We start from the raw sequence: 15029 nt of genomic DNA on the forward strand, positions 1-15029 counted from the left end.
GGGGACGACCGTCCCGAGGAGCCGCACCATGGCCCGCCGCGCCGCCCTCCCGGACCTGCCGCCTCCCCGGGTCCCGCCCCCTCCGCTGGAGGCGGCCGCGGACGCCGCCGGGCGGGCCCCCTCCGTGCACGGCACCCGGCCCTGGCGCGCCGTGCTGCACCCCGGCCGGCTGGAGCTGGTCGCCGACCTCCCCCGGCAGCTCGTGGTCCCGGACCCCGTCGGCCGGGCCCGGGCGCGGAGCGTGGGTGCGGCCCTGTTCGACGCCCGGGTCGCGCTGGCCGCGGCCGGGTCCGCCGTCCGCGTCGACCGGCTGCCCGACCCCACCGACCCGGGGGTGGTGGCCGTCCTCCGCCCGGTCGACGGGCCGCCGGACCCGGTGCTGGCCGCCCTCGCCCCCGCCGTGCGCCGGGGCCACGCCGACCCCCGGCGGCTCGAGGCCGACCGCGTCCCCGAGGACGTGCTCCGGCTCCTGGTCGCCGCGGCCGCCGCGGAGGAGACGGTGCTCGTCCCGGTCACCCGCGAGGAGCACCTGCGCCTGGTCGCCCGGCTCGCGCAGCAGGCCGGCCGCGGCCCCGCCCCGGACACCGACCGGACCCTCGTGGTGCTCGCGACGCACCGCGACGACCTGCGCGCGTGGCTGCGCTGCGGCGAGGCCCTGGAGCGGGTGCTGCTGGAGCTCACCGTCCGCGGCTGGGGAGGCGAGCCGCTCCCCCGGCTCGTCGAGGTCCCGGTGACCCGCACCCAGCTGCGCTCGGCGCTCAGCTGGGACGCGCACCCCCAGGTGGTGCTGCGCACCGGCCGGGCCCCGCTCCCGGCGCCGACGCCCCGCCGCCCGGTCCCCGACGGCCACGGGGGGACGACGTGGGTGTGACCTCCCGGCTGGCCCCGGTCGTGGCCGCGGTCGGCCCCGACCGCTCCGCGCCGGCGGTGGCGGCGGCCGCCGCCGACCGGGCGCACCGCGAGCTGCGCCCTCTGCTGCTGGTGGCCGCGGTGGAGGGCGCGCACGACCCCGGCCGCGCCCACGACGGTCCGTGGCACCGCGCGCTCGCGCGGCTGGACGTGCTGCGCCGCGACCTCACCGCCCGCGCCCCCGCCACCCCGGTGCGGACCGTCGTGCGCACCGGTCCCGCGTCCGGGGTGCTGCGCGAGGAGTCCGCGGGGGCGGCGGTGCTGGTCCTCGGCACGGGTCCCCCGGCCGGTGGACTGGGCCCCGTCGCCCGGGACCTGCTCGCGTCCGCGGCCTGCCCCGTGCTCGCCGTGCCCCCGGGCGCCACCGGGGGCAGCGAGGTCGTGGCCGGCGTGGAGGGCACGGCCGGGACGACGGCGGTGCTCGCCGCGGCGGCCCTCGAGGCCGGTACGCGGGGCTGCCCGCTGCGCGTGGTGCACGCGTGGCCCGGCGGGGGCGCCCTCGGCGGCGCGGCGGTCCCGGCGGCCGTCGCGGAGGCCGAGCGCCGGCTCGTCGAGACGCACGCCGCCCGGGTGCACGAGGGCTGGCCGGCGGTGCCGGTGACCGTCGACGTCCGCGAGGGGGATCCCGCCCCGGCGCTGGTGCGCCTGTCCCGGGACGCCGGGCTGCTGGTCCTCGGGCGGCCGCGCACCCCGGCCGGCCCGGCCCTCGTCGAGGCGGTCGCGGGGCACGCGCGCTGCCCCGTCCTCGTCGTGCCGGCCCCTCCCCCGCCGCGACCCGACGACGCGCGCCGGCGCCGGGCCGACGTCGCGCCGGCGAGGTGACCCGTGCCCCCCGACGCCGCCCCGCCGCCGGGGTACCTGCGCGCGCTGGTGCGGCGCGGCCTCGCCCCGGGCGCCCGCACGGCCGACCGGGTGGAGCTGGTCTCCTGGCTCGCGAGCGTCCTGCTGGCCGTCGCGGTGGTGCCGGTGGCGCTGGCGGTGGGCAGCGTGGTGGCGTCGGACACCGGCGCGCTGGCCGATCGCCAGGCCGCGCAGCGGCAGCAGGTGCCCGCGGTGGTCCTCGAGGACGCGGAGGTGCTGCCCGGCTCCCCGACGTCGCTGCGGGCGACCGCGCCGGCGCGGTGGGAGGCCCCGGACGGCGGCACCCGCCAGGACACGGTGCCGGTCGCGCCGGGGACGCCGGCCGGGGCCACGGTGCCGGTGTGGACCGGTCCGGGCGGCGGGCGCGCCGGCCCGCCGATCGAGGCCACCGACGTCGCCGTGGTCAGCGTGACCAGCGGCGTGCTGACCCTGCTGCTCGGGCTGGCCACGGCGGCGGTCGCGCACGCCTCGGTCTGCGCCTGGACCGGCCGGGCGCGCGACCGCGCCTGGGAGCGCGAGTGGGCCGAGGTCGGGCCCCTGTGGGCCGACCACTTCCGGCTGCCCTGACCCCCGGCGCCCCGGCGCCCCGGCGCGTCAGACGTGCAGCACCGCGGCCCCGGCGAAGCGGCCGTGCGCGAGGTCGGCCAGCGCGCGCGGGGCGGCGTCGAGGGCGTAGGCGGTCGTGGTCGCGCGCACCCCCAGCCGGGCGGCGAGGACGAGGAACTCCTCGGCGTCGCGGCGGGTGTTGGCGGTGACGCTGCGCAGCCGGCGCTCCTGGAACAGCTCGCCGGCGTAGGACAGCGGCGGCACGTCGGACAGCCAGATGCCGGCGACGGCGAGCGTGCCGCCGCGGTCCAGGGCGCGCAGCGCGACCGGCACCAGCTCCCCGGCCGGCGCGAACAGCACCGCGCCGTCCAGCGGCTCCGGCGGCGGGTCGGCCGGGCCGCCGACGGAGTCCGCCCCGAGCTCCCGCGCCAGGGCCCGGTTGGCGGCGCCGCGGGTGAGCACGTGCACCCGCATCCCCTGCGCCAGCGCGACCTGCGCCGTCAGGTGGGCGCTGCCGCCGAAGCCGTAGACCCCCAGCCGGCCGCCGGGCGGGACCGCGGCGCAGCGCAGCGCCCGCCAGCCGATGATCCCGGCGCACAGCAGCGGCGCGGCCGCCTCGTCGTCGAGGCCCTCGGGCAGCCGGTGGGCGAAGCGCTCGTCGACCAGGCAGGCCTCGGCGTAGCCGCCGTCGAGGTCCCAGCCGGTGAACCGCGGGTCGGTGCACAGGTTCTCGTCGCCGCGGCGGCAGAACCGGCAGCTGCCGTCGGTGCGGCCGAGCCACGGGACGCCGACCCGGTCGCCGGGCGCGAAGCGGGCCGCCCCGGGCCCGAGCGCGTCGACGCTGCCGACCACCTCGTGCCCGGGGACGACGCCCGGCCGCCGCGGCGGCAGGTCGCCCTCGGCCAGGTGCAGGTCGGTGCGGCACACGCCGCAGCAGCTGACCGCGACCCGGACCTGCCCCGGGCCGGGGACGGGCGGCTCGCGCTCCACCCGGCGCAGCGGTCCCGCGTCCACGGGCGCCGGCGTCCCGACCACCCAGGCCCGCACCCGCGCCTCCTCAGACCGTCGTCCCGGCCGGCACCTGCCCCGGGTGCACCACGACGACGGGGCACCGGGCCCGGGGCACGCAGCCGAGGGCGACCGGCGACCCGCCGAGGCCGGCGACCACCCCGTCACCCTCCGCCGGGGCCCGGGGGCGGGTCCGCCGCCGGACGTCCCCCCGCCGGCGGACCTTGGTCCCGGGCGAAGACGGCGAGCAGCGCGTCCACCTCGTACGCGGCCGTGGCGGGGTGCCGGAAGTGCTGGTGCGGCCGGATCTCGTAGCGGGTGCGCCGGCCGTGCCGGTGGCGCGTCAGGTACCCGCCCTCCTCGAGGTCGCGGAGGATCCCCAGGGCCGCCCGGGGGGTGACACCCACCCGGGCCGCCACGTCGACGACCCGCGCGTCGGGGTCGGCGGCCACGGCGAGGAGCACGTGGCCGTGGTTGGTGAGGAAGGTCCAGGACGGGCGCGCCGCCCGGGCGTCCGCGGTCACGGGCTGCTCCTCGGTCCGGTGGCGGGGACAGGTGAACCGTGCTTCACTGGTTCTCGCGGAGGGGAGTATCCCCGTGGCGCTGCCGCCGTCAGGACGGCCCCGTGGGAGGGGTCCGGCGGAGCGGGCCCGAGACGGGCCGGGAGAGACCTCCGGTTGGTGCTCACCGACTGGAGGCTGTCCGTGGACGTCCCCTTCTGGCTCTGGCTGGCCGTGCTCGGCCTCATCGTCGGCATGCTCGCCGTCGACCTGTTCGCCCACCGCCGGGCGCACGTCATCGGCGTCCGCGAGGCCGCGCTGTGGTCGGCGGCCTGGGTGGCGGTCGGCGTCGCCTTCGGCGCCTGGGTCTGGTGGGCGCACGGCGCCGAGCCCGGCCAGCAGTACTTCGCCGGCTACCTCATCGAGAAGTCGCTGGCGGTGGACAACGTCTTCGTCTGGGCGGTCCTGTTCACGTACTTCGCGGTGCCGCGGGAGTACCAGCACCGCGTGCTGTTCCTCGGCGTCCTCGGCGCCCTCGTCCTGCGCGGGCTGTTCATCGCCGGCGGCTCGGTGCTGGTCGAGCGCTTCGACTGGGTGCTGTACCTGTTCGCCGCGTTCCTGCTCTGGACCGGCTGGCGGATGGCCCGGCAGCGCGACGAGCACCTCGACCCCGAGCGGTCCCGGGCGCTGCGGTGGTTCCGCCGGTACGTGCCGATGACCGATGCCTACCACGGGCAGCGGTTCCTCGTCCGCCGCGACGGCGTCCTGCTGGCCACGCCGCTGCTGGCGGTGCTCGTGCTCGTCGAGGTGACCGACGTCGTCTTCGCCGTCGACTCGATCCCGGCCATCTTCGCCGTCACCGACGAGCCGTTCCTCGTCTTCACGGCCAACGCCTTCGCGCTGCTGGGGCTGCGCGCGATGTACTTCCTGCTCGCCGACCTGGTCCACCGGTTCGTGTACCTCAAGACCGGGCTGGCCCTGGTCCTCGTGTGGGTCGGGGTCAAGATGCTGCTCAAGGTGGACCTGTTCTACGTGCCGACCGCGGTCAGCCTCGCGGTCATCACCACGATCATCGGCGTCTCGGTCGCCGCGAGCCTGCGGGCCACCCGGGGTCAGGGCCGGCGTCCGGTCGCCGCTCCGCCGGTGCCGCCGTTCCGGACCGCCACCGCCGAGGAGGTCGCGGCTCTCGAGCCGCTGTGGCGCCGCCGCCGCGCGGACGCGCCGGCCGCGGCTGGGTCCGGCCCCTCCCCCGGGGAGCGGCGGTGACTCCCGCCCCCCGGGGCGCCCGGTCACGCCCGCGCCGGCTCGCCCGCGTCGACGGTGACCCCGGTGCGCCGGCCGGCGGGGTGGACGACCAGGACCGGGCAGGCGGCGTGCACCGCGCAGTGCAGGGCCACCGACCCGACCAGCAGCCCGCGCACCGCCCCGCGCCCGCGGCCGCCCACCACCAGCAGCGCGGCGTCGCGCGCCCGGTCGACCAGCACGTCGGAGGCGGCGCCCTCGACCACGTCGACGTCGACCCGCGGCACCGGCGCGTCCGCGGGCCGGCCGCCGAGCACGCCGTCGACGGCCTCGTCCACCCGCCGGCGCAGGTCGCCGCGGACCTCGTCCCGCGAGGGCACGACGACCGAGGACAGGTCCACCCAGTAGTCGGTGAGGACGTAGGTGGCCAGCACGTGGAGCTCCGCACCGGTCCGCGCGGCCTCCTCGACCGCCGCGGCGAGGGCCGCGTGCGCCGTGGCGGAGCCGTCGAAGCCGGCGACGACCCGCGGCGGGGCGGCCGGCTCGTCGGTCCGCGGGTGCACCACCAGCACCGGACAGCGGGCGTGGGTGACCGTGTGCAGGGCGACCGAGCCGAGCAGGGCGCTGCGCACCGCTCCCCGCCCGCGGTTGCCGACGACGACGAGCTGCGCGTCGGCCGACCGGCTCACCAGGGCGGCCGCGGGTGACTCGGGTGTGACGTCGACGTCGACGGGGACGCCGTCCGCCTCCGGGACCTCCTCGCGGACCGACGCCACCAGCTCCTCGGTCAGCCGCCGGGTGGCGCCGCGGACGTCGTCGACCAGCGGCACCACGACGCCCGCGCCGCCGAGCCAGTACAGGTCGGACGCGAAACTGCTCACCACCAGGAGTCCGGCGGCGCGCTCCGCGGCGGCACGGAGGGCCGCGTGCAGGGCGGCGCGGGCCGGGACCGAGCCGTCCACCCCGACGACGACGGGGCCGACGGCGGGCGCGCCGGCGCCGGGCTGCTGGGGGGTGGCGTCCATCGGCGGTCCTCACGTCGGGCCCGGGGACGCCCCGGGCGGGCGCCCCGACGATGCGCCGCGCGGCCGCCGCCCGACCTGGGGCGAGGGACCCGGGGTCCCGGGACCTCCGTCCCTCCGCACGGCGGCCGCCGACCCTGGGGCCGGGTGCGCGGGCTCCCTAGCGTCCGGCACACCGACCGCGAGGAGGAGCCGTGCAGACCAGGGACGTCATGACGCGCGACGTGCCCGCGGTGCTCCCCGCCGCCGGCGGCCGGCGGGGAGGACCACGGTGAGCCGGCCCCGGGTCCTGGTCGCCCACGCCAGCCGGCACGGGTCGACCCGGGAGATCGCCGAGGCCCTGGCCCGCGACGTGGGCGGGTCCCCGGCCGGGCGCTCGGTGGGCCTCTCCGCGGCGGCGCCGCCGGCCGGGTCGCGGCCCGACCCCGCCGCCTGGGACGCGGTGGTGCCGGGCAGCGCCGTCCACGCCGGCCGCCGGCTCCCCCCGGCCCAGGACCTGGCCGTGCGGTGCGCGGGGGTGCTCCGCCGGCGGCCGGTGTGGCTGTTCTCCAGCGGGCCGATCGGCGATCCGCCGTACCCGCCGGAGGACCCGCAGGACGCCGCCGCGCCGGCCGCGCTGCTCGCCCCGCGGGGCCACCGGGTCCTGCCCGGCCGGCTCGACCCGGGCCCTGCTCGGCTCCGGCGAGCGTGCGGTGGTCACCGCGATGCGTGCCCCGGTCGGCGACGTCCGGGACCGGGACGCCGTCCGGTCGTGGGCCGGTGAGATCGCCGGCGCGGTCGCCGCGGGCAGTCCGGCCGTGGCGTCGCAGCGGCTGTCCGGTGCCTGACCCGCCGCGGCCGCTGCACCGGGCCGGCGGGAGGGCCGTCCGGGCCGCCGACCCGGGCCTCCCGGCCCCTCCGTCCGGGACCGTCGCCCCGGTGCGGTCCCGCCTCCGGCAGGGCAACCTGGGGAGTCGGCGCCCGCAGGGGCGCACGTGGGGGCCGCGCCACCCCCGCGGCAGGCCGAACGGGGAACGCACGTGACGGGTACGGGGACCATCCGCACCTCCCTCGACGACGGGGAGTGCCGCTCCCTGCTGGGCAGGGGCACGCACGGGCACCTCGCCTTCACCCGGGACGCCCTGCCGGCGATCGCACCGGTCCGCTACGCGCTCGACGGGGACCGCGTGGTCATCCCCGCGGCCCCGGACAGCGACCACCTGCCGCCGGCGGGGGGCGCCGTCGTCGTGCTCGGCGTGGACGGCTGCGACGGCGACACCGAGTGGTCGGTGACCGTCGTGGGCCCGGCGCGGACCGTCACCGACGCCGCCACCGCGGCCGCCCTCCGCGCCCGGGACTGGCCCCGGCCGCTGCTGGTCGGGGACGGCCACCGGTTCGTGCTCCTGACCATCGGGGTCCTGCGCGGCTGGCGGACCGCGCCCCCGGCGGCCCCGGTCCCGGGGAGGGCGGTGTGACCCCGGACGACGCCGTGTGACCCCGGACGACGCCGTGTGACCCCGGACGACGCCGTGTGACCCCGGACGACGCCGTGTGACCCCGCCGGGGCGGGACGGGGCGGGACCGCCGGGTGCCTACCACCGGCCGGGGTCCCGTGCCAGTCTGGGCCGGCGAGGTCAGGCCTCGGTGAGGGGTGCCGACATGACCGGTCCGGTGTCAGCGCGCGGGCCCGGGCCCGCGGGCGGGTCGACCCTGGCCGGGATGCGGCTCACCGAGCTGGTCGACGAGGTGCAGGACCGGCTGACCGTGGTCGCCCGCAGCCAGGAGCGCATCCAGAACCTGCTCGACGCGTTCCTGTCGGTCTCCTCCGGCCTGGACCTGGAGACCACCCTGCGGCGCATCGTGGAGAGCGCCTGCGACCTGGTCGACGCCCGGTACGGAGCGCTGGGCGTGCTGGCTCCGGAGGGCGGGCTGGCGGCGTTCATCCACGTCGGCGTCGACGAGGCGACCGCCGCCGCGCTGGGCTCGCTGCCCGAGGGCAAGGGCGTGCTCGGGCAGCTGATCACCGAGCCGTACCCGCTGCGGATCGCCGACCTGAGCAAGCACCCGGCCTCGGTCGGCTTCCCCCCGGGCCACCCGGAGATGCACAGCTTCCTCGGGGTGCCGGTGCTCGTGCGCGGCACGGTGTTCGGCAACCTCTACATGACCGAGAAGCGGCAGGGGGAGTTCACCCCCGAGGACGAGGCGGTGCTCACCGCTCTCGCCGGCGCCGCGGGCGTCGCCGTCGACAACGCCCGGCTCTACGAGGAGGCCGAGGAGCGCCGCCGGTGGGCGACCGCGCTCTCCGACGTCCGGGCCAGCCTGCTCGACACCGGCTCCGGCGAGCGGGCGCTCGCCCTCGTCGCCGAGCGGGTCCGCGAGCTGACCGGCGCCGCGGCGGCGTGGATCATGGCCGGCCCCGACGCCGCGGGCCGCTACGAGGTCCGGGTCCAGGTCGGCGACGGGCTGCGGGACATCACCGGGACCTGGGTGGACGTGGCCGACAGCCCGGTGCTGCAGGCCATGGGCGACGGCGCCGGCGAGGTCGTCACCCTCGACATGACCGGGCTGGCCTACGACGGGCCCAACGCGCACGTGGAGTGGGGTCCCTGCCTGGGCGTCCCGCTGCGCGGCACGGAGGCGGAGTCCGCGGTCGTGATCGCGGCCCGCCGCGCGGGGTCGCCGGCGTTCGACGGCGCGCTGCCGGCGCTGGTCGGCTCGTTCGCCGACCAGGCCGCGGTCGCGCTCGACCTCGCCGCCCGGCAGCGCCTCGCCCGCCAGCTCGACGTCTACGAGGACCGCGACCGCATCGCCCGCGACCTGCACGACCACGTCATCCAGCGGGTGTTCGCCGCCGGGCTGAGCCTGCAGTCGGTCCTCCCGCGGGTCGCCGACCCGCAGGTGCAGGGCCGGATCCGCGACGTCGTCCGCCAGCTCGACGACACCGTCCGCGACATCCGCACGAGCATCTTCGACCTGCACACCGTCGACCAGCCCGACGGCGGGGTGCGCCGGCAGGTGCTGGACACGGTGGCCGGCACCGCGGGCGACCTGGAGTCCACCGTGCGCACCTCCGGCGCGGTCGACACGCTCGTCACCGGCGGGCTGGCCACCGACGTGGTGGCCGTCGTCCGGGAGGCGGTGAGCAACGCGGCCCGCCACTCCGGCGCCCGGCACGTGACCGTCACCCTCGACGTCGGCGACGAGCTGGTGCTCGAGGTGGTCGACGACGGCCGGGGCATCGACGCGCGGGCCGCGCGCAGCGGGCTGCGCAACCTGGAGCAGCGGGCGACCGGCCGCTGCGGCGGCCTCGAGGTCGCGGCGGTCCCGGACGGCGGGACCCGGCTGCGGTGGTGGGCGCCGCTGTCCTGACCGGCCGCGGTGGCGGGCGCCGCCGTCCCGACCGGCCGGTCAGCCCTGGCGGGGCGTCCCGCCGCGCAGCTGGGTCGCGAGCACCGCGGCCTGGGTGCGCCGCTCCAGGCCCAGCTTGGCCAGCAGGTGGGACACGTAGTTCTTGACCGTCTTCTCGGCGAGGAACATCCGCTCGCCGATCTGCCGGTTGGTGAGCCCCTCGCCGATGAGCTCGAGCACCGTGCGCTCCTGCTCGCTGAGCCGGGCCAGCGGCCCGGCCGGCTCCGCGGCGCGCCGCATCCGCTCGAGCACCGCGGTGGTGGCCGCGGGGTCCAGCAGCGAGCCGCCGGCGGCCACCGTGCGCACCGCGCTGACCAGGTCGGCGCCGAGGATCTGCTTGAGCAGGTAGCCCGAGGCGCCGGCCATGATCGCCTCGAACAGGGCCTCGTCGTCGCTGTAGCTGGTCAGCATGATCACCCGCAGCTCCGGCATCCGGCTGCGGAGCTCACGGCAGACCGAGACGCCGTCGCCGTCGGGCAGCCGGACGTCCAGCACCGCGACGTCGGGCCGGAGCGCGGGCACGCGGGCCAGGGCCTCGGAGGCGTTCTTCGCCTCCCCCACGACCCGGATGCCGGGGTCGCTCTCCAGGACGTCGGCGACGCCGCGGCGCACCACCTCGTGGTCGTCGAGGAGGAAGACCCCGATCGGCGCCTGCTGCGTGTCCGTGTCCACCGGAGCCCTCCCGTCCCGCGGTCGCCGTCCGAGGTTAGGGCCTGCCGGCCACCCGGGGCGCGGGGTCGGAGGTCCCGTCCCCCCGGCCGCAGGCGACCTCCGGCCCGCCGACCGGGGACGTCCGGCCCTCACCGCCGTCCGGCCGGGGCGCGAGCGTCGGGCCGTGGACGACGCCTCCCTCCGATTCCGGGCCGGCTGCGCCACCCCGGAGGAGCCGTGACGTCGTCCCTGCTCGACCGCGCCACCGCCCGCGCGGCCGTCGCGCTGGCCGACCGCGCGCCGTCGCCGCACGACACCCGGCCCTGGCGCTGGCGGATCGGGCGCACGTCGGTCCACCTGTCCGCCGACCCGTCCCGGCGGCCGCCGGCGACCGACCCCCGGAGCCGGGACCTGCTGATCGGCTGCGGTGCCGCGCTCCACCACCTCCGGGTGGCCCTGCGTGCCGCCGGCCTGGCCCCGTGCGTCCACCGGCTGCCCGACCCCGCGCACCCCGCACACCTCGCCGCCGTCGACGTGTCCCCCGCCGAGCCGGCCCCGGACGACCTCGCCCTGGCGCAGGCCGTCGAGCACCGCCGCAGCGACCCGCGCGTCTACTCCCCCTGGCCCGTCCCGGCGGAGCTGCTCGCCGACCTGGTGCGCGCCGCGGCCGGGGAGACGGCGCGGCTCACCGTCCTCGCCCCCCGCGCCCGGCGGGAGGTGGTGCGGCTGGTCGAGGAGGCCGCCTGGAGCGGGCGGTCCCGCGGCTCGGCGGACGGCGTCCCGGTGCGGGACCTCGCCGGCGGCGCGCTCCGGCTCGCCGGTGACGGGTCCGGGGGGAGCGTCCTCGCCGTCCTCACCACCGCCGGCGACGGGCCCGCCGACCGGCTGCGGGCGGGCGAGGCGCTCAGCGCGGTGCTCCTCACCGCGACCGCCGTCGGCCTGGCCACCGACCCGGTCGGCCGGCCGCTCGAGGTCCCGCACGTCCGGGCCCGGCTGGCCGCGCTGTGCGCCGGCGTCTCCCCCGACGCGCCGGGGACGCCCCAGGCTCTCGTGCGGCTGGGCTGGGCGCCGGTCAGCGCCGACCCGGTCCCGGCGACCCCGCGCCGCCCGGTCGACGGGGCCGTCGACCCGCTCGACGCCCCCTGGTCCTGACCGCACCGGCGGTGCCGGCCGAGGCGTGTCCGCCTGCCGGTGGGCAGCGCCCCGCAGGTGGCGCCCACGGGCAGGGCCGGAGGACCCTGCCCGTGGGCGGGGGCGGGGCGCTGGACTGTGGCCGTGACCACCCGGACCGTCCCCGCGGGGCAGCTGGGCCGCGGTGCCGGTCCCTCCGGCCGGGGACGGGGACGTCCGCAGCGCCTGACGACCGACCTGGTGCGCGTGGCCCTGGGGCTCGTCGTCCTGGGCACGGGGGTGCTGATCGCCCGGCGGGGACAGCTGTCCGCCCTCGAGCGGGACCTGTTCCGGCTGTTCAACGACCTGCCGGCCGGCATCATGCCGGCGGTCTGGGTGGTCATGCAGCTGGGCAACGTGCTCGCCGTCCCGGCGCTCGCGCTGGTCGCCGTCCTGTGCCGCCGCCTGCGCGCGGCGCGGGACCTCCTCCTCTCCGGGTTCGCGGCCTACCTGGCCGCCGACCTGGTGAAGTCGCTGGTCGGCCGGGAACGGCCCGCGGGCCTGCCGGTCGGCGCGGTCCTGCACGAGGGCACCGTGGGCGGGGCCGGCTTCGTCTCCGGCCACTCGGCGGTCGCCGCCGCCCTCGCCGCCGCCGCCGCCCCGTACCTGACCCGGCGGGGACGCCGGGTGGCGTGGGCGCTGGCGTGGTCGGTGGCACTCGCCCGCGTGTACGTGGGCGCCCACCTGCCCCTCGACGTCGTCGGGGGCGTGGCGCTGGGCTGGGCGATCGGCTCGCTGGTGCACTGGGTGTTCGGGGTGCCGTCGCGGGAGGTCCCGCCCGGCCGGGTCGAGGCCGTGCTGCGGCGCTTCGGGCTGCCGGTCACCGGGGTGGCGCCGGCCGCGGTGCGGGCACGCAGCTCCCAGCCGTTCACGGCGGTCGACGACCGCGGCCGGCGGCTGTACGTGAAGTACCTGGAGCCCGACCGGCACGAGCGCGACCGGCTGCACCGGATGTGGCGGGTGTTCGCCGTCGGGGACGTGAAGGACGCCGACGCGCTGGCCCCGCTGGGGCACCAGGCCGAGCACGAGGCGGTGGCCGCGCTGACCGTCGAGCGGCGCGGGGTGCGGGTGCCGTCGGTGCTGCTGGCCCGCGGCGGGTCCGGGGACGCCGTCGTCGTGCAGGAGTACGTCGAGGGCCGCCCGCTCGACGAGCTGGACCCGGCGGAGCGGACCCCCGGGCTGCTGCACCAGGTGTGGAGCGAGGTCGCCCGGATGCACGCCGCGAACGTGGCGCACCGGGACCTCGTGGCCGCCAGCGTGCTGGTCGACCCGGCGGGCCGGCCGTGGCTGGTCGACTTCGGCAACGCCCGGACCGGCGCCACCGACGACGAGGAGGCCGTCGACGTCGCCGAGCTGCTGGCCTCGCTGGCCGCCGCACCCGGGGCCCCCTGCGACCCGGTCGCTCTGGTGGCCGCGGCGGTCGACGTCCTCGGGGAGCCGGCCGTCGCGGCGGCGCTGCCGTCGCTGACGCCGCTGGCGCTGTCGTCCGAGACCCGGGAGCGGCTGCGCGCCGAGCCGTCCCGCCTGGCCGCGCTGCGGGCCGCCCTGCACGCCCGGCTGGACCTGCCCGACCCCGACCGCCCGGTGTTCCCGCCCGCCGGGCCCGTGGCGCGGGTGCTCGTGACCCTCGGCTGCGCGGTCGCGTTCGCCGGACCCGTGGTGGTCGCCGGGGTCGGCGCCGCCGTCGACAGCGTCGGGGCGCAGGGGTGGCGGTGGCTGGGCGGAGCCGGGCTGCTGGCCGCCGCGGCGGCCCTGGCCCGCGCGGCCGCCGTCGCCCGGGCCGCCGACCGGCGGGTGTCGGTGGGCCGGGCGCTCGTCGTCACGCTGGTCGCCCGGAACGTGGGCCTGGTGCACGGCCGCGACGGCGAGCGCCTGGCGCGCGCCCGGCTGCTGGAGCGGGCCGGGCTGCTGCCGGCGACCGCGCACGCGGCGACGGTGCGGACCGCGGTCGCCGGCCTGGCCGGGGCGGCCGTGGCGGCGGGGGCGGTCGTCGCGCTCGCCGCCGTCGACGGCTCGATCCCGGACTGGCGGTCCCCGACCGCGGTCCTCCCGGCGGCCGCCGCCGGCCTGGCCGCCTGGGTGCTGGTGGGCGCGGGACAGCTGACGGCCCGCCGCGGCGGCGCCGAGCCGCTCCCGTCGACCGCCGTGCGCCGCCTGGTCCCGCGGCGGCAGCAGGCGGCCCTCCTCGGCTGGGTCGCCCTCGCCGTCTCACTCGAGGCCGCGGTCCTCTCGGCCGCGGTGCAGGCGGCCGGCGGTGGGGTCCCCGTGCTCGCCGTCGCCGGCTGCTACGCCGTCCTCCGCCTGGTCTGGATCGCGCTGCCCGCCTCCGCCCTGCCCGGCGCCCCCGAGGCGGTGCTGCTCCTGCTGCTCGGCACCATCGGGACGTCCGCGGCCGCCGCCTGCGTCGCCGTCCTCGTCACCCGGTCGCTGACCGTCTGGATCCCCGCCGCCGTCGGCGTCGCGGTGGACCGGCGGTCCCACCCGGCCACCGTCCCCGCGTCCGTCTGACCGGCCGGGCCGGCTGCGCGGCACGTCCTCGACCTGCGGGAACTGTCGTACCCCGGCCGTAGCGTGCGGGGTGTGGAGGAGGTCGCCGAGTACGTCTCGCCGGTGGAGCGCGCGCTCGCCGGCCGGCTGCTGGAGCGGCCGGTGTCGATCCCCCGGCTGCCGGTGGCGCTGCTGTCGGACGAGCAGGCGGCCGCCGAGCTGCAGCGGGTGGCCGCGCTCAAGGCGATGACCGCCGCCTACGAGGCGGAGCTGGTCCTGGGTCTGGCCGACGACACCCCGGCCGATCTCGATCCCGCGCCGGGCACCCCGGGCGCCCGCCGGGGGTCGTGGGCGCCGGATGCCGAGCTGCCCGGGGTGTCGGAGTTCTTCACCGCCGAGCTGGCGGTGGTGCTCCACGTCGGCCGGGGCACCGCCTCCCACCTCGCCCACCGCGCCTGGACATACCGCTCGCACCTGCCCGGCACCTGGGCGGCGCTGGCCGCCGGGCGGCTGGACGAGGCGCGTGCCACGGCGCTGGTCGACGTGCTGGAGCACACGAGCGCGGCGACCGCCCGGACGATCGAGGCCCGGCTGCTGCCGGAGGCCATGTCCCTGACGGTGCGCAAGCTCGAGGACCGGGCGCTGGCGCTGCTGCTCGAGGCCGATGCCGAGGCGATCGATCAGCGGAGGGTGACCGCGCAGCGGCACGCCGACGTGCGGCTGTACGACTGCCCGTTCGACGGCATGGCCACCCTCGCCGCCGACCTCCCCGACGTCGCCGCCGCCAGCTTCGCGGTCGTGGACGCACTCGCCCGGATGCTGAAGGCCGACGGAGACGAGCGGCCGATCGGGCAGCTGCGCACCCTGGTCCTCGCCGATCTGCTGCAACGCCCCTGGGAGACCGGCCGCCCGCCGGTGAGCGCCCACCTGCAGGTCATCGCCACCCTCGCCGCGCTGGCCGGCCGCAGCGGCGAGGCCGGGGCGGTGAACGGCCTGCCGATCACCGCCGCCCACCTCCGGGAGCTCCTGCAGCAACTGGAGGCCCTCGGCGTCCGGGCACCGGAGGGCGGCTCGGTGACGCTGGCGCTGGTCGACGACGACGGCACGCTGCGCGCCACCACCACCCTCGACCGGTTGCGCCGGCTGGTCCGCACCGGCTGCGCCGACCACCCGGCCGACGCCGACTGCGAGTGCGCGGTGCTCGACCGCCCGGCCGAGACGGACAACTACGAGCCCTCGGCCCAGC

General features: G+C 79.3%; 14 protein-coding genes. 10 read left to right on the forward strand and 4 right to left on the reverse strand.

The window, feature by feature from the left end:
• The first annotated feature begins 28 nt into the window (after positions 1-28).
• From ACI8AB_RS22090 to ACI8AB_RS22100, 3 genes are read left to right on the forward strand one after another with little or no spacing between them, the layout of a single operon-like run.
• Positions 29-871, forward strand: a complete 843-nt coding sequence (locus ACI8AB_RS22090; RefSeq protein WP_456951898.1) for a hypothetical protein — start codon at positions 29-31, stop codon at positions 869-871.
• Positions 868-1731, forward strand: a complete 864-nt coding sequence (locus ACI8AB_RS22095) for a universal stress protein (protein WP_456951899.1) — start codon at positions 868-870, stop codon at positions 1729-1731. The genes ACI8AB_RS22090 and ACI8AB_RS22095 overlap by 4 nt, the downstream gene beginning before the upstream one ends.
• Before the next feature lie 3 nt (positions 1732-1734).
• Positions 1735-2337: an Rv1733c family protein gene (locus ACI8AB_RS22100; RefSeq protein WP_456951900.1), complete on the forward strand. Its 603-nt coding sequence runs from the start codon at positions 1735-1737 to the stop codon at positions 2335-2337.
• Between the two features lie 27 nt (positions 2338-2364).
• Here the strand turns inward: ACI8AB_RS22100 and ACI8AB_RS22105 are convergent, their stop codons facing one another.
• Positions 2365-3363, reverse strand: coding sequence for a zinc-dependent alcohol dehydrogenase family protein (locus ACI8AB_RS22105; RefSeq protein ID WP_456951901.1), 999 nt, complete (start codon positions 3361-3363; stop codon positions 2365-2367).
• A gap of 125 nt (positions 3364-3488) precedes the next feature.
• The gene (locus ACI8AB_RS22110; RefSeq protein ID WP_456951902.1) at positions 3489-3848 is read right to left on the reverse strand and encodes a helix-turn-helix transcriptional regulator; all 360 of its coding nucleotides are present in this window, start codon (positions 3846-3848) and stop codon (positions 3489-3491) included.
• A 180-nt stretch (positions 3849-4028) separates the two neighbouring features.
• Between ACI8AB_RS22110 and ACI8AB_RS22115 the strand changes: the two genes are divergently transcribed.
• Positions 4029-5090, forward strand: a complete 1062-nt coding sequence (locus ACI8AB_RS22115; RefSeq protein WP_456951903.1) for a TerC family protein — start codon at positions 4029-4031, stop codon at positions 5088-5090.
• A gap of 23 nt (positions 5091-5113) precedes the next feature.
• Here the strand turns inward: ACI8AB_RS22115 and ACI8AB_RS22120 are convergent, their stop codons facing one another.
• A complete protein-coding gene (locus ACI8AB_RS22120; RefSeq protein WP_387994006.1) occupies positions 5114-6091 on the reverse strand; it encodes a universal stress protein in 978 nt (325 codons plus the stop codon).
• A gap of 268 nt (positions 6092-6359) precedes the next feature.
• On the opposite strand from ACI8AB_RS22120, the gene ACI8AB_RS22125 reads away from it, so the two are divergent.
• The 3 genes from ACI8AB_RS22125 to ACI8AB_RS22135 all read left to right on the forward strand — a co-directional run bounded on the left by ACI8AB_RS22125 (position 6360) and on the right by ACI8AB_RS22135 (position 9436).
• Positions 6360-6851 (forward strand): flavodoxin domain-containing protein, encoded by a 492-nt coding sequence (locus ACI8AB_RS22125; RefSeq protein ID WP_456951904.1) that lies wholly within the window; start codon positions 6360-6362, stop codon positions 6849-6851.
• A gap of 256 nt (positions 6852-7107) precedes the next feature.
• Positions 7108-7542 carry a pyridoxamine 5'-phosphate oxidase family protein gene (locus ACI8AB_RS22130; RefSeq protein ID WP_456951905.1) on the forward strand — a complete coding sequence of 145 codons (435 nt, stop codon included), beginning with the start codon at positions 7108-7110 and terminating at the stop codon, positions 7540-7542.
• A 244-nt stretch (positions 7543-7786) separates the two neighbouring features.
• The gene (locus ACI8AB_RS22135) at positions 7787-9436 is read left to right on the forward strand and encodes a GAF domain-containing protein (protein WP_456951906.1); all 1650 of its coding nucleotides are present in this window, start codon (positions 7787-7789) and stop codon (positions 9434-9436) included.
• 39 nt (positions 9437-9475) lie between these two features.
• Here ACI8AB_RS22135 and ACI8AB_RS22140 read toward each other — a convergent pair whose 3' ends face one another.
• The gene (locus ACI8AB_RS22140) at positions 9476-10147 is read right to left on the reverse strand and encodes a response regulator (protein ID WP_387994017.1); all 672 of its coding nucleotides are present in this window, start codon (positions 10145-10147) and stop codon (positions 9476-9478) included.
• Positions 10148-10363: 216 nt separating this feature from the next.
• On the opposite strand from ACI8AB_RS22140, the gene ACI8AB_RS22145 reads away from it, so the two are divergent.
• From ACI8AB_RS22145 to ACI8AB_RS22155, 3 genes are all read left to right on the forward strand, one after another.
• Positions 10364-11278, forward strand: a complete 915-nt coding sequence (locus ACI8AB_RS22145) for a hypothetical protein (protein WP_456951907.1) — start codon at positions 10364-10366, stop codon at positions 11276-11278.
• A 123-nt stretch (positions 11279-11401) separates the two neighbouring features.
• Complete coding sequence (locus ACI8AB_RS22150; protein ID WP_456951908.1) at positions 11402-13804, forward strand: phosphatase PAP2 family protein; 2403 nt, start codon at positions 11402-11404, stop codon at positions 13802-13804.
• 72 nt (positions 13805-13876) lie between these two features.
• The coding region (locus ACI8AB_RS22155) for a DUF222 domain-containing protein (protein WP_456951909.1) at positions 13877-15029 on the forward strand (1153 nt) is incomplete at its 3' end.

The sequence above is a fragment of the Geodermatophilus sp. SYSU D00698 genome (genome assembly GCF_054050335.1).